Origin of the sequence: Clostridioides sp. ZZV15-6598 (assembly GCF_020657705.1) — a bacterium.
Classification (GTDB): domain Bacteria; phylum Bacillota; class Clostridia; order Peptostreptococcales; family Peptostreptococcaceae; genus Clostridioides; species Clostridioides difficile_F.
Genome location: NZ_JAGWCS010000004.1, coordinates 69,983 through 85,062, shown reverse-complemented (window position 1 = coordinate 85,062; position 15,080 = coordinate 69,983). Strand labels below are relative to the sequence as shown.

Sequence of the window (15,080 nt, the reverse complement as noted above, 5' to 3'; positions counted from 1 at the left end):
GTATAATTTTATAAAGATAAATTTTTTATTACTTATATAATAATTCATAGAGGTTAAGAGTAAATTATCTTTAAGTTAAACAAAAGTAAAATAAAAGACTAGTTATAATATTTATATGAAAAAGTACAAAATATAGTATAAAAATATAGAAAAATTAAATTATTTACTTGCAGTTTCTAGTTCCATAAGTATATTTACCTTGAGATATATTATCATCATGAAAATATATTCTCTCACAAATTTTATCTCCCCATAGAATATTTTTTGTTATTTTATGTGATGTATCTCCTGTAAATACCTCAGCGACAGTGGTATCCGTAACATCACAATAAAGGGATGCAAACTCCTTAAACCAAGGGTTTTCTTCAAAGCGTAAAAGCCAGGAAGCTCCATAAGGACAGTGTAACTCTTCAAATTCAGGAACCCAACCTAAAAATGGGACATCAGTTATACTAGCAATATTGTCAGCAATCAATTCATCTCCATTTTCACTGGCTCTTTCCCTCATAGCAATAGCTCTTTCTTCTGATCTTTCAAACAAAACTTTTTTTAATATTTCAGCAGTTTTTTCATTTCCAAATTCCTCAACTAATACTTTGGTAAAATAAAAATATAAATCACCAAAATGTTTACAAGCCATACGAACTTCTTCAATAGCATAATCTTTGTCAATAGTTTCATTAGTTACAGTATCTTTGTTCAAAAAAATCACTCCTTAAAATAATAGTAGTTACACTATAATTATAGAGTATTTTTTATAAATAAGAAATTGATTTAAGATAAATAAAATTTTAGTAAATATAAATGGATTATTAAAATAATTTACTATTACAAAAATCTTCTAAATTGATGTATTTAGGAGTCTCCATATGAATAAGTGTTGTTTTATAGATATCCTCAGTACATCCGTTAGAGATATTATTAAAAATATCTGTATGTTCTTTTAATGTTGTTTCTAGTCTTCCTTCATGTGATAATGAATCAAGAGCTAATTTTTTTATTCTGTACATATAACTGTTGAACATCTTATCAAATTCAGTATTTTGAGCATATGAGACGATTGTTGTGTGAAATAAAGTATCGTATTCTGCAAATGTATTTAAATCCTTACCACCTGATACAATCTCTTTTTGTTTATCTAAAAGATATTTTAATTTGCCTATAGTTTCAATTGCTCTAGGTTCTTTATATTGACTTGTAATTAAAAAAGTGCAAAATCCTTCTATTGCAGAACGTATTTGAAATATCTCTACAATTTCATTAGCTGTGATTTGATGGATTTTAAAACCCTTACTTGGAATGATATCTATAAAACCATCTTGACTGAGTCTTTGAAGAGCATCTCTTATAGGAGTTCTTGAGATTCCTATTTCACTCGCAAGCTTTGTTTCAGAATATATTTCATTTTCTATTATTTCACCAGATAGTATTAATTCTTTTAAATAGTCATATGCTTGTTCTTGTAATCTTTTAAATGTAGCCATATTTTACCCCCCTAAACAATGTGAAAATACAAAAACTTATATAATGTTAAGAATACAACATAGTAAAATTAAGGTCAATCCTTTGAAATTTAAATTAAATATTGGAAGATATAAATAAAAGTTTAGTTGAATGATAATTAAATATTGATAAAAATAATTAATATAAAGAAAAATAATTAATATAAAGTATGATTAAATATAATATAAAAACAGTGTGGTTTATTTAAATAAAATAGTATGTATTAAATGTGCTATTAAGAGCTAAAGTCTACTATATAAATCTAAAAATTCTCTTTTATTGTTAAAATAAATACTTTTATATTTTATATTGACCGGTATACTGGTGTGTAGTATACTTTAAAACATAAAAAACGTTTTCAAAAATATGAAAATATGGAGGGATATATAATGAAATTGGGATTTATCGGATTAGGAATAATGGGAAAACCAATGGCGAAAAATTTAATAAAGGGTGGATGCAATCTTTTAGTATATGACATTAATAAATCTGCTGTAGATGAACTTGTATCATATGGTGCGAAATATGCAAGTCTTTCAGAAATAGGTGAAGAATGTGAGATTGTATTTACAATACTTCCAAATGGAGCTATTGTTCAAGATATATTATTTGGAGCTAATGGTTTAACAAATACTTTAAAAGAGGGAAGTATAATTGTAGATATGAGTTCAGTTACACCTACAGAATCTATGCTATGTGCAGAAAAATTAAAGCAAATGAACTTAGAATTTATAGATTCACCAGTAAGTGGAGGTGAACCAAAAGCAATTGATGGAACACTTGCTTTTATGGCTGGTGGTAAAGAAGAAGTATATAAAAAAGTAGAGCCATTCTTTAATATAATGGGAAGTTCATCTATTTTAATTGGAGATAATGGCAGTGGAAGTGTTACAAAACTTACAAATCAAGTAATAGTTAATCTTACAATAGCAGCAGTATCTGAAGCATTTGTACTTGCGGCCAAAGCAGGAGCAGACCCAGAAAAAGTGTACAAAGCAATAAGGGGAGGTCTAGCTGGCAGTACAATATTGGATGCAAAAATACCAATGATTATGAATCGTGATTTTAAACCAGGTGGAAAAATATCTATTAATCTAAAAGATATAAAAAATGTAATGCAGACAGCACATAATTTGGATGTGCCACTACCTATGACAAGTCAGCTATTAGAAATTATGCAAACATTAAAAGTACATGGACACTTAGAAGATGACCATGGTGGAATAGCTCAATATTTTGAAAAATTAGCAGGTGTTGAAATAAAAAAACACAATAACTAATGGCAAATATATTGATGAGATAGTAGGTATGTATTATTAAAATTAGATTTAGATTATATTATACAAAGACGATAAAGGTACAGTATCATAATAAAAGAAAAAATAAGGTCAAGAGATAATAAAGTAAATTATAAAGGGGAAAAGATTATGATTACAGGATATGGACTTTTGATAGCATTTATTATATCTATAGGAATTTTGCTTGTGTCGATTATTAAGTTTAAAGTAAATCCATTTTTGGCATTACTTATAACTTCTATAATTACAGGATTTATGGTTAAGATGCCTATAAATGAAATTTCAACTACAATATCAACTGGATTTGGAAATACATTAGGTAGTATTGGTATTGTAATTGGGCTTGGAATAATATTTGGAAATATACTTTCAGAATCAAGAGCAACAGAATCTATTGCAAAGGGATTGTTGGCTAGAACAGGAGAAAAAAATAGTGCATTAGCTATAACTACAGCAGGATTTTTAATTTCAATTCCAGTTTTTATGGATGCAGCATTTGTTATAATGATGCCTATAGTTAAATATGTTTCAAGAGTAACTAAGAAATCTCTTATGGTTTTTGTATGTGCATTAGGAGTTGGTACAATAGTAGGTCATGCACTTGTAATACCAACACCAGGGCCTTTAGCTGTTGCAGCAAATGTAAATGCAAATGTAGGTAGTTTTATACTTTATTCTATAATTGTTGCATTTCCAGCAGCTCTTGCAGGAGGATGGATTTATGGAAAACGTTTTGAAAAGTATCCAGCTTATGCAATTGATGAAGACAATAGAGAAAAAAATTTAGAACAAGGAAAAGAGAGTGTTGAACTTAAAGATGATAACTCTGATAAAGTACCTGGTTTTGGAGTTTCTATGCTTTCTTTATTATTTCCGATACTTCTTATACTTGTATCAAATGTATTTAGTATGTTTTTAGAAAAAGGTTCTAAAATGAGTGGAATACTTGCATTTATAGGAGATAAGAATATAGCAATATTACTTGGAATATTGGTAGCAATAGTATTTTTAAAGAAGTACATAAGTAAACCTATGGGAGATGTTGTTATTGAAGCCGCTGATTCAGCGGGGTTGATACTATTAATAACAGGCTCAGGGGGAGCATTTGGTAGTGTTATAAATGCTAGTGGAATAGGAAACTTTTTAGTTGATACTATGTCTGGTCTTAGTATATCAGTTGTAGTACTTGGATTCTTATTAAGTGCATTACTTAGAATTTCTCAAGGTTCTGCTACTGTAGCACTAGTGACTACATCATCAATTTTAGGGCCTACAATTTTAGCAACTGGTATGTCACCAGTTTTAGTAGGGCTTGCTATATGTGCTGGTGGTGTTGGTTTTTCTCTTCCAAACGATTCTGGATTCTGGGTACTTTCAAGATTTAGTGGATTGTCAGTTAAAGATACTTTAAATTCATGGACGATAGGAGGTACAATTGCTGGTATTACAGCATTTGCAATGGTTTTATTACTTAGTGTTATAAACGGTATTGTACCACTTCCAGGTTTATAAAAAATATAAATATTAAATACATACATACTGTAATAAATTACATAAAGGGGGATTTTTAGTGAGAGAAGTCAATGCAATTAACATAGATATACTTGATACTTTTAAGACTGTAGATGAAGATAAATTAAATAAATTACTTGTAAATGAACTTAAAAATTTAAATAGAAAGATTATTGTATTAGATGATGACCCAACTGGAGTACAAACAGTTCATGATGTTTCTGTATATACTGATTGGGATAAGAATAGCATAGAGCAAGGTTTTGATGAAGAAAACAGTATGTTTTTTATACTTACTAATTCAAGGGGATTTACAGTTGCTCAAACAACAGAAGTGCATAAGGAAATTTCAAAAAATATTGTAGATATTTCTCAAAAAGTTAATAAGGATTTCATTATCATAAGCCGTAGTGATTCCACAATGAGGGGGCATTATCCTCTTGAAACTAATCTGTTGAAAAATGAGGTAGAAAAATTATCAGGAAAACTATTTGATGGTGAAATAATAATGCCATTCTTCAAAGAAGGTGGAAGATTTACCATAGACAATGTACATTATGTAAAAGAAGGAGAGATGCTTGTACCAGCAGGAATGACTGAATTTGCAAAAGACAAATCCTTTGGCTATAAATCTTCTGATATAGGAAAATGGTGTGAAGAAAAAACAAATGGAGAATATAAATCTAGTGATATGATATACGTTTCATTAGATGAACTTAGAAGTTTAAATATTGATAGTATAACAGAAAAGCTTAAAATGGCTAAGAACTTCAATAAAATCATTGTAAATGCAATTGATTATATGGATGTAAAGGTATTTACAATTGCGTTTATACGTGCAGTAAACAGTGGGAAAGAATTTATATTTAGAAGTGCTGCTGCTATAACAAAGGTACTTGGAGGGGTAAGTGACAAGGATTTACTTACTAAAGAAGAATTAGTATCAAAAGATAATACTAATGGAGGTATTATACTTGTTGGTTCACATGTAAATAAAACTACTCAACAACTAGAAGAACTTAAAAATTGTAAACATCCTATAGAATTTATAGAGTTTAATCAACATTTAGTTTTACAGGAAAATGGTCTGAAAAATGAAGTAAAAAGAGTTATACAAGTTGTAGAAGAGAAAATAACTAATGGAAAGACTGTTGCTGTATATACTAGACGTGAGCGTTTTGATTTAGATACGAATGATAAAGATAAACAACTTATGGTTTCTGTAGAAATTTCAGATGCTGTGACTAGTATAGTTGGTATGCTTAATGTAAGACCAAATTTTATTATAGCAAAGGGTGGAATTACATCTAGTGATGTTGGAACTAAGGCACTAAAAGTAAAAAAAGCTACTGTAATGGGGCAAATAAAACCTGGTATACCAGTATGGATGACAGGAGATGAAAGTAAATTTCCTAATATGCCATATATAATTTTCCCTGGCAATGTTGGAGAAGTTAGCACTCTTAGAGAAGCTGTTGAAGTATTAATGGGTTAGAATATAAATTTTTTAGAATATTTGATTTAAAAATGAGGATAAGCCAATAGTAAGTTTTAGAATATATTAAATAAGGTTTAGAATATTATCAATAATATTCTAAACCTTATTTGTATTTATAAATATTCATATTATAATATTGTATATAATTTTGATTATTTATTTTTTTTTATTGATTTAATGTCTTCTTTGATTTTATTTAAAATGTCTTTATGCTTATTAGAGCTTATATTAGGGAACGCTTTAATAATACGTCTATGAAGTAATTTGTGGCTAGATAGTAGAGTATTAAGCTTGTTTTTAAGTTCTTCAATTCTGTTTTTAGCATAACGATAATTTTCTCTTTCTTTTAATATTTCAAACCTATCTTCTAAAGTTTCAATTCTATTTTCAACTAAAGTCTCAAGCTTATTCTCAATAGTTTCTTGTGTAATGATTTTGTAGTATTCTTTTTTATCTTTTAATTCCTTAATTATAAGATTGATTTGTTTTAATTTACCATTTAATTGTAAAATTGTGTGTACTGTAATTATTAAATCTAAAACAAAATAAATTTCTATAGATATACCAAGAATAAATAGTATATTCTTAGGAATATAATCTATGAAATCAACTACAATAGGATGTATTATCAGCATTACAATCAATGATAACACACCAAACATAAGTGAATTTTCTAAACAAACTCTTCCATGAATGTTGAACTTGTGATTGGAATAATCCCACCACTTCATATTAAATAGTTTTTCTAATACAAAACTTGTAAAATACTCCATTATGCTGGTGATAATTATGCTAAACACAAATAATAAGGGAATATTATGAACAAAAGGGGTTAGTGTAGCTACTATTGCTAGTGCCCCAAATCCATATATAGGACAAAATGGGCCATTTAAAAAACCTCTATTTACAAATTGTTTTTGCAAAACGGAACAATATGTAGTCTCACAACACCATCCTATAAAGCTATAAATTACAAAATAAAGAAATTGAATATAAAATGTACTCATAAGCACCTCATTTCTAGTTAATATAACATTATATAATACTATATATCTGATATTTTCTTTCATAATTAACTATATTACTTTAAATTTAATTTACATATTGATTATACCAATTTATAGAAATTTATCAAATTTAATTACAATTATAATATTATATGCAAAATCATAGTAATGAGATTTTATTTAAAATAAATAAGGGTGTTAAGTATAATCAAATCAATATCTGTAGATACTCTACAGTATATTGCTTTGATTACCTTTGACACCCTTATATTATTTATATTTTGATTATTTACATTTAAAACTAGAACAACATGTTTCAGTGTAAAGATTTACTCTATCAGTTTCAGGAGCAACTACTATATTATCAAGATTACATAAGCTACCATCTTTATTGTACTTACAAGTCTTGACACTACAAACTAATTCTTCACAGTTTCTATTGTTAACATTGTTAGATAGATTACTATAAATAGATTCATCTAAAAACGAACTACAGCAAGTATGTCTATCATTATGAGCTTGTTCACCATTTATAAAAATTTTATCTGCATAACATATATGGCTGTTATTATGTGAGCAGTTAGTTACATTACAATTGATTCTTTCCAAAGTTATTACCTCCTAAACTATTATTTATTATAAATTATGTCCATATAATTGCAAGAATATAACATTTAAGAGAAAACTTCCTTTTAGAAAATATCTATTTTTAGATTAATTTGAAATACAGATATATTTTCTTCTAAAATTTACCTAAATTGTATAAAAACTTACAGCTTGGAGAAAATAATAGAAAAAGGAGGCGTAATCAATGTTTGAAAAGAAGAAAAAAGAATTATTTCCTTGGAAAATATCTGCATTAGTACTAGTAGGAGTATTTGTATTAAGTAGTGGAGTTTATATAGGAACAAAATTAAAAAACAATGGAGTTCAAACTGGTAAAGTTGTAAGTGCTAGTGCGAATATGAATGAAGAATCAAAAGAAGCTTTTGGATTAAATAAGAACTGTGAAGTTTGGCTTCAAAGCGAAGGCGAAAATGAAACTAACTATAAGAGAGTACTTACAATGGCTGGAGTAGTGCCAGAGTCATTATTAGATAAGACAAAATCGGAAATAGTATCATATTTTAAACAAGAATATCCAACTAAAAAGATAAAGAGTATGGATAAAAATGAAATCATATTAGTAGAATCTAAAAACAGTGATAATAAAGATGTACAAGCAATGAACACTACTATAAAAGGTAAATATACAATTGAAAATGATAATGGAAATATAGCATTGTATAAATATGATGATAGTGGAAATAAAACATTAGTAGAAAAAACAAAGATAAGAGTAGATTCCCTTCCTAAGACTGTTCAAGATGAACTTAAAAAAGGTGTAGTTATGGATACAGAGGAAGATGCCTATTCAAGATTAGAAGATTTCGCAAGTTAATATTTTAAGTTAATATTGAGATTCAAACCATATTTAATGCCTATTAAAATACAATAATTTATTTGTACTAAATATAAAAGTTATATTGAAGTGATAAGTTCGCTTTGATATAACTTTTTTATTTGATTTTGTATTTAACATAAACCATTTTATGATTTGTTAATATTATTTATGGTATAATAATTTAGAACATAAGTTTTTATGAGAAATACATTTTGGTATTTCTTTTATTTTTAGGAGGAATTTTTTAAAATGATGATATTGGGGATTGACCCAGGTATAGCCATAGTTGGATATGGTATAATTGAATATAAAAATAGTAAATTTAAAGTAATAGATTATGGGGCAGTGACAACACCTGCGCATATGAATATCTCTAAGAGATTGGAACTTGTATATAAAGGAATTGATACAATAGTAAAGAATTACAATATAGATGAAGTTGGAATGGAGGAACTATTCTTTAACAAAAATGTAAAAACTGCTATAACAGTAGCACAGGCTAGAGGTGTTACTATGCTTGCTTGTGCACATAATGGCAAACCAATATATGAATACACTCCGCTTCAAGTAAAACAAGGTGTAGTTGGATATGGTAGAGCAGATAAAGCACAAGTTCAACAGATGGTAACCTCATTTTTAAGTTTAAAAAAAGTTCCAAAACCAGATGATGTTGCAGATGCTCTAGCTGTGGCTATTTGCCATGCTCATTCAAATAAACTTGAAAAAACTCTAAAGAATATAGGTGGGAAGTATGTATAGTTATATAAAAGGTACAGTAGAAGAAATTTATATAGACAGTATAGTTGTTGAAAACAATGATATAGGATATAAGATAAATGTGTCATCCAATACAATAATGAATTTACAAATAGGGAATACTGCAAAAATATATACTAAACTAATAGTAAGAGAAGATGATATGAGTCTTTGTGGTTTTGCAAGCAGAGAAGAACTAAAGATGTTTGAATTGCTTACATCTGTATCAAAAATAGGACCTAAGGTGGGGCTTTCAATACTATCATTTGCATCACCAGCACAACTAGGAGCTTATATTTTAAGCGAAGATGTTGGAAAATTATCTAAAGCTCCAGGCGTTGGTAAAAAGACAGCAGAGAGAATCGTTTTAGAACTTAAAGATAAAGTAGATAAAAATAATATAGAATTTGAACCAACATTATTATCACAAAAACCTACTTTAATATCTCAAGATGAATCTATAGATGCACTTGTAGCTTTGGGATATACCTTAGCAGAATCAAAAGAGGCAGTTCAAAAATGTAAAAAAGATGGTATGAATACAGAAGACATTATAAAAAAATCACTTACATATATAATGAGTAAATCTATGAAGTAGCATTTAATTTGTGAATGTAAAATAATATTTAAAATAAAGTAGATTTCCAAAATTAAGGAAGGAGGGGTATAAATGCAAGATTTTGAAGATGAAAATAGGATAATAACTTCTACCATGAAGATGGAAGATATAGATATAGAAAATAGTTTAAGACCAAAGACACTAGAAGATTATTTGGGTCAAGAAAAATCCAAAGAGCAACTTAGTATATTTATAGAGGCTGCAAAATCAAGAAATGAGCAGTTAGACCATGTGCTTTTATATGGGCCACCAGGGCTTGGAAAAACTACACTAGCAAGTATAATAGCTAATGAGATGGGAGTAAATTTGAGGATTACATCAGGACCCGCAATAGAAAGAGCAGGAGACTTAGCAGCTATACTTACAAATTTGAATGAAAATGATGTTTTATTTATAGATGAGATACATAGAATCAATAGGAGTGTTGAAGAGGTCTTGTATCCAGCAATGGAAGATTTTTGTTTGGATATAATAATAGGTAAAGGGCCATCTGCAAGAAGTATAAGGCTTGACCTTCCTAAATTTACACTGATTGGAGCTACTACAAGGGCTGGTATGCTTACAAATCCACTTAGAGATAGATTTGGTGTTATTTGTAAATTAGATTATTATACAGTTGATGAACTTTCAAAAATAGTGCTTAGGTCATCAAATATTTTAGATGCAGAAATACAATCTCAAGGAGCTTTAGAACTTGCAAAACGCTCAAGAGGAACTCCAAGGATAGCAAATAGATTACTAAAAAGAGTTAGAGATTTTGCACAGGTTAGGGCAGATGGAAGGATAACTGATGAAGTCGCGAAGGATGCTCTTGAACTTTTAGGAGTTGATAATTTAGGTCTTGATTTTGTGGATGAAAAGCTTCTTATGACTATAATAGAAAAATTTAGGGGTGGCCCTGTAGGTCTTGACACATTAGCAGCTTCAATTGGTGAAGATAGAAATACAATAGAAGATGTTTATGAGCCATATTTACTTCAACTAGGGTTTATAAATAGAGGTCCTAGAGGTAGAGTAGCTATGCCATTAGCCTATGAACATCTAAAAATACCTTATCCTAGTGATAGATAAAAGTAGAAGAAAGAAGTATCAATTAAAAAAATAATCATTAAATTAAAATATTTCTAAAATGGGCAAAAATTCAAACATATCCACAAAATGGTAATTATATCTGTAGATACTGTGGATAAATGCAAGAAAAAATGTGTGTACTGTATCTATATATTGTGGATAAGACGTGTATATCGTGGAAAAATATCTATATATTGTGGATATGCTGTATGTTAAAAATAGGGATTTATTGATAGATTATGGTAATATTGTAGAAAATAAGTTGTTTTTTTGATATTATTGTAGCTAGAGAAATTTTAAGAGAGGAAGTCTGACATTGAAAACAAGTGATTTTAAATTTGATTTACCACAGGAACTTATAGCTCAAGTTCCTATAGAAGATAGAGCTAGTTCAAGATTGATGGTATTAGATAAAGAAACAGGAGAAATTGAGCATAAAGTATTTAGAGATATAATAGAATATTTAAGTCCAGGAGATTGTTTAGTTTTAAATAACACTAGAGTTATACCTGCTCGATTAATAGGGGAAAAACTTGAGACTGGTGGAAAAATTGAATTTTTATTATTAAAAAGAACAGAAGAAGATACTTGGCAAGCTTTAGTAAAACCAGGCAAAAGAGCAAAAGTTGGAACTAAGTTTTCCTTTGGAAATGGAAAGCTGATTGGAGAAGTTGTAGATTTATCAGATGAAGGTTCAAGAATTATAAAGTTTCATTATGATGGAATTTTTGAGGAGATTTTAGATGAACTTGGAAATATGCCACTTCCTCCATATATAACTGCTAGATTAGAGGAAAAAGAAAGATACCAAACTGTCTATTCAAAACATAATGGTTCAGCGGCAGCACCTACAGCAGGTTTACACTTTACAGAAGAATTATTAAATGAAATAAAAGAAAAAGGTGTAGATATAGCATTTATAACTTTACACGTTGGTTTAGGTACTTTTAGACCAGTAAAAGTAGATGATGTTTTAAATCATAAGATGCATTCAGAATATTATATGGTCAGTCAAGAGGCAGCTGACAAAATAAACAGAGCAAAAGAACATGGGAACAATGTAGTATGTGTTGGAACTACTAGTTGTAGAACTATAGAATCAGCTTGTGATGAAAATGGCAAGATGAAAGAAACTAGTGGATGGACAGATATATTTATATATCCAAGTTATAAATTTAAGGTTTTGGATAGACTTATAACTAATTTCCATTTACCAGAGTCTACATTAATCATGTTAGTAAGTGCTATTTGTGGAAAAGATAATGTATTAAATGCATATAATGAGGCAGTAAAAGAAAGATATAGATTCTTCAGTTTTGGAGATGCTATGATTATAAAGTAGGGAGGTAATAGATGCATAGTTTACAAAAACAAAAAAAGAATAACCCTATATTAAAGATTGCTTTTATATTTGAACGTGTATTAGCAGTAGTAGTTCTGATAGCAGTATTTTTAGGTACAATAGATGTATTAAGACTTATGTGGGGAGCATATATAGTTGATTTTCAAAATCCAGTACAATACAGTCAGCTTAATGATTTCTTAGCACAAATATTACTTTTGGTGATAGGTGTTGAACTTGTAGTAATGCTATCACTTCACATACCAGGAGCGTTTATTGAGGCACTACTATATGCTATAGCTAGAAAAATGTTATTGCTTCCTAAAAATGAAGGGATGGTAGACGTTTTAATTGGAGTTATAGCTATTGCAGGACTATTTGCTATAAAAAAGTTTTTAGTAACAAAAGACAAAAGTGCTCTTAATATAACGAGTATCCATGACGAAGAAGCAATCAAAGAACAACAAAGTAAAGAAGATAAAGATAAATCTATTTAGAAAATATATTAGATATTTAGATTAGTAAAAATATATATTATGAATAACTAGAAATAAAAACTATTAAGGAGAGATTTATGTACGCAGTAAGATACGAACTGATAAAAACTTGTAAACAAAGTGGTGCAAGGCTTGGAAGATTACACACACCACATGGGATTATAGAAACACCAATATTTATGCCTGTTGGGACTCAAGCAACAGTAAAGTCTATGACACCAGAAGAATTAAAAGAGATTGGCTCACAAATAATACTTAGTAACACTTATCATCTATATATGAGACCAGGACATGAACTTATAAAAAAAGCTGGTGGACTTCATGAGTTTATGAACTGGGATAAACCAATACTTACAGATAGTGGAGGATTTCAAGTATTTAGCTTAGGGCCTTTGAGAAAGATAAAAGAAGAAGGTGTAGAATTTAGGTCACACCTAGATGGTTCAAAGCATTTTTTAACTCCAGAAAAAGCTATGGAAATACAAAATGCGTTAGGTTCAGACATAATGATGGCATTTGATGAGTGTGCACCATACCCAGCAGATAGAGAGTATGTAAAGAATTCATTAGAAAGAACAACAAGATGGTTAAAAAGATGTAAAGATGCCCATAATAATACAGACAAGCAAGCTTTATTTGGTATAATACAAGGTGGAATGTATAAAGATTTAAGAGAGCAATCAGCAAAAGAAATAACAAGTATTGATTTACCTGGATATGCGATTGGTGGACTTAGCGTTGGAGAACCAAAACCACTTATGTACGATGTACTAGAACACACAACTCCATTTATGCCAAAAGACAAACCAAGATACTTAATGGGAGTTGGTAGTCCAGATGATTTAGTGGAAGGTGTTATAAGAGGAGTAGATATGTTTGACTGTGTTTTACCTACTCGTATAGCTAGAAATGGAACAGCAATGACTAGTCAAGGTAAAGTAGTAGTTAGAAATGCAACTTATGCTGAAGACTTTACTCCACTTGACCCTGAATGTGATTGTTATGCTTGTAAAAATTATTCAAGAGCCTATATAAGACATCTTGTAAAAGCAAATGAAATATTGGGTGCAAGATTGATAACTACTCATAATCTTCACTTTTTACTAAATTTAATGAAACAAATAAGACAAGCAATAATGGAAGATAGATTACTTGATTTTAGAAATGAATTTTTTGCAAAATATGGGTATGAAATATAGGTTTTGCACTATTAATTATAATCATTTTAATATATAATATTCAATAGTACTCAAAGCTAAAGAAAGTAAATTGTTATATAAACATTTATTACGATTTACGAAAGAGTATAATTTACAAAGGAGTGAAAAATTAATGCCACAGCAACAAATAATGATGAGTGTAGGTCTATGGGTAGTAGTAATCGCAATCTTTTATTTCCTAATGATTAGACCTCAAAAGAAAAAAGACAAACAATTGAAAGAAATGAGAAGTAGCCTAGGTGTAGGAGACAAAGTCATTACAATAGGTGGAATAGTAGCTAATGTAGCTAAAGTTGAAGATGATGTTGTAATATTAGAATTAGGACCAAACAGAACTAAAGTTCCATTTGAAAAATGGGCTATAGGGACAGTTCAATCTAGAAAAGAAGAAATAGAAGAACAGTAAAATAGTAATTTAAAAGCCTTTTCTCGAATATATATTAATTTGAGAGGAGGTTTTTTTATGGGAAAATCTAATTATATTTTTAAAGGTTTGGGATATGCATATATAATAACTTTGGCTGTTTTATTAGTGTATAACTTATTTTTGACATTTACAGATATTGGTGGAGATAATATAACTATGGTTGCATCATTTATAACTACTATTTCTGCAGCTATAGGAGGTTTTTACACTTCAAAACACATGCAAGAAAAGGGACTTATGTATGGGCTTTTAGTTGGACTTTTGTACATAGTGTGTATTTTTTTGACTGTGTTTTTAGCACAAGAGAGCTTCGTATTTGAAGTAGGAATGATTTATAAGTTATTGCTTATATCAGCAGCAGGAGGTATTGGAGGCGTATTAGGTGTCAATTTTAAATAGAGTTTATATTAAAGTGGTTTTGTGATATAATCAATTAGGAAACAATTAGAAATGGAGGCGTTGAAAATGGAAAATAAACATGTAAAAACTTTATCTCAAGCTACTTTAAAGCAAAGTGCTGCAAAAGGTGGATGTGGAGAGTGTCAAACTTCTTGTCAATCAGCTTGTAAAACTTCTTGTACAGTTGCAAATCAAGAGTGTGAAAGATAGAAAATTATTGATTTAGTTGTTTGTAAGAGGGTATCTCAAAATGGTTCTTTTAATCATTAATGAGGTATCCTTTTTTTATTTTTTTATGTCCATATAAAATGCTTAATATATTTACATAAAACAAGGTTTGATGTGTTAGTATTCAATTTTTTATATATTCAAAATCTAACTTTTTATTCTTATATTTCTAATATATGTCTTAGTAAATTATGTAAACTGATAAAATGTATTGAAAAATAATATTATATATAATATTATTTAGATGTGGGAAATACGA

General features: G+C 29.0%; 16 protein-coding genes and 1 pseudogene. 13 read left to right on the top strand and 4 right to left on the bottom strand.

Annotated features, from left to right (window positions below):
• Positions 1 to 163: 163 nt before the first annotated feature.
• Positions 164 to 712: a hypothetical protein gene (locus tag KGF50_RS01520; RefSeq protein ID WP_227846497.1), complete on the bottom strand. Its 549-nt coding sequence runs from the start codon at positions 710 to 712 to the stop codon at positions 164 to 166.
• A 100-nt stretch (positions 713 to 812) separates the two neighbouring features.
• Positions 813 to 1,484 carry a GntR family transcriptional regulator gene (locus KGF50_RS01515; protein ID WP_227846496.1) on the bottom strand — a complete coding sequence of 224 codons (672 nt, stop codon included), beginning with the start codon at positions 1,482 to 1,484 and terminating at the stop codon, positions 813 to 815.
• 390 nt (positions 1,485 to 1,874) lie between these two features.
• Here KGF50_RS01515 and garR point away from each other — a divergent pair.
• The 3 genes and pseudogenes from garR to KGF50_RS01500 form a co-directional block, all read left to right on the top strand.
• Positions 1,875 to 2,783 (top strand): annotated as a pseudogene (garR, locus tag KGF50_RS01510) (2-hydroxy-3-oxopropionate reductase); the annotation flags it as partial.
• A 147-nt stretch (positions 2,784 to 2,930) separates the two neighbouring features.
• A complete protein-coding gene (locus KGF50_RS01505) occupies positions 2,931 to 4,313 on the top strand; it encodes a gluconate:H+ symporter (protein ID WP_227846494.1) in 1,383 nt (460 codons plus the stop codon).
• Between the two features lie 58 nt (positions 4,314 to 4,371).
• Positions 4,372 to 5,808, top strand: coding sequence for a four-carbon acid sugar kinase family protein (locus KGF50_RS01500; RefSeq protein ID WP_227846493.1), 1,437 nt, complete (start codon positions 4,372 to 4,374; stop codon positions 5,806 to 5,808).
• Between the two features lie 155 nt (positions 5,809 to 5,963).
• Here the strand turns inward: KGF50_RS01500 and KGF50_RS01495 are convergent, their stop codons facing one another.
• Positions 5,964 to 6,818: a putative ABC transporter permease gene (locus KGF50_RS01495; protein WP_227846492.1), complete on the bottom strand. Its 855-nt coding sequence runs from the start codon at positions 6,816 to 6,818 to the stop codon at positions 5,964 to 5,966.
• Between the two features lie 285 nt (positions 6,819 to 7,103).
• Positions 7,104 to 7,427 carry a DUF1540 domain-containing protein gene (locus KGF50_RS01490; protein ID WP_227434424.1) on the bottom strand — a complete coding sequence of 108 codons (324 nt, stop codon included), beginning with the start codon at positions 7,425 to 7,427 and terminating at the stop codon, positions 7,104 to 7,106.
• Positions 7,428 to 7,629: 202 nt separating this feature from the next.
• Between KGF50_RS01490 and KGF50_RS01485 the strand changes: the two genes are divergently transcribed.
• From KGF50_RS01485 to scfA, 10 genes are all read left to right on the top strand, one after another.
• Positions 7,630 to 8,259 carry a hypothetical protein gene (locus tag KGF50_RS01485; RefSeq protein WP_227846491.1) on the top strand — a complete coding sequence of 210 codons (630 nt, stop codon included), beginning with the start codon at positions 7,630 to 7,632 and terminating at the stop codon, positions 8,257 to 8,259.
• A gap of 252 nt (positions 8,260 to 8,511) precedes the next feature.
• A complete protein-coding gene (ruvC, locus tag KGF50_RS01480; RefSeq protein WP_227434427.1) occupies positions 8,512 to 9,021 on the top strand; it encodes a crossover junction endodeoxyribonuclease RuvC in 510 nt (169 codons plus the stop codon).
• Complete coding sequence (ruvA, locus tag KGF50_RS01475) at positions 9,014 to 9,616, top strand: Holliday junction branch migration protein RuvA (RefSeq protein ID WP_227846490.1); 603 nt, start codon at positions 9,014 to 9,016, stop codon at positions 9,614 to 9,616. Before ruvC ends, ruvA begins: the two co-directional genes overlap by 8 nt.
• Positions 9,617 to 9,688: 72 nt before the next feature.
• Entirely contained in the window at positions 9,689 to 10,708 is a 1,020-nt protein-coding gene (gene ruvB, locus KGF50_RS01470; protein ID WP_227827580.1) for a Holliday junction branch migration DNA helicase RuvB, read from the top strand.
• A 316-nt stretch (positions 10,709 to 11,024) separates the two neighbouring features.
• Entirely contained in the window at positions 11,025 to 12,050 is a 1,026-nt protein-coding gene (gene queA, locus KGF50_RS01465) for a tRNA preQ1(34) S-adenosylmethionine ribosyltransferase-isomerase QueA (RefSeq protein WP_227846489.1), read from the top strand.
• 11 nt (positions 12,051 to 12,061) lie between these two features.
• Complete coding sequence (locus KGF50_RS01460) at positions 12,062 to 12,547, top strand: phosphate-starvation-inducible PsiE family protein (protein ID WP_227846488.1); 486 nt, start codon at positions 12,062 to 12,064, stop codon at positions 12,545 to 12,547.
• Positions 12,548 to 12,624: 77 nt separating this feature from the next.
• The gene (gene tgt, locus KGF50_RS01455; protein WP_227434432.1) at positions 12,625 to 13,746 is read left to right on the top strand and encodes a tRNA guanosine(34) transglycosylase Tgt; all 1,122 of its coding nucleotides are present in this window, start codon (positions 12,625 to 12,627) and stop codon (positions 13,744 to 13,746) included.
• Positions 13,747 to 13,879: 133 nt separating this feature from the next.
• Complete coding sequence (yajC, locus tag KGF50_RS01450) at positions 13,880 to 14,173, top strand: preprotein translocase subunit YajC (protein WP_227846487.1); 294 nt, start codon at positions 13,880 to 13,882, stop codon at positions 14,171 to 14,173.
• A 57-nt stretch (positions 14,174 to 14,230) separates the two neighbouring features.
• On the top strand, positions 14,231 to 14,593 hold the full coding sequence (locus KGF50_RS01445) for a TIGR04086 family membrane protein (protein WP_227827576.1): 363 nt from the start codon (positions 14,231 to 14,233) through the stop codon (positions 14,591 to 14,593).
• 66 nt (positions 14,594 to 14,659) lie between these two features.
• Positions 14,660 to 14,803 carry a six-cysteine ranthipeptide SCIFF gene (gene scfA, locus KGF50_RS01440; protein WP_009891067.1) on the top strand — a complete coding sequence of 48 codons (144 nt, stop codon included), beginning with the start codon at positions 14,660 to 14,662 and terminating at the stop codon, positions 14,801 to 14,803.
• Positions 14,804 to 15,080 lie beyond the last annotated feature (277 nt).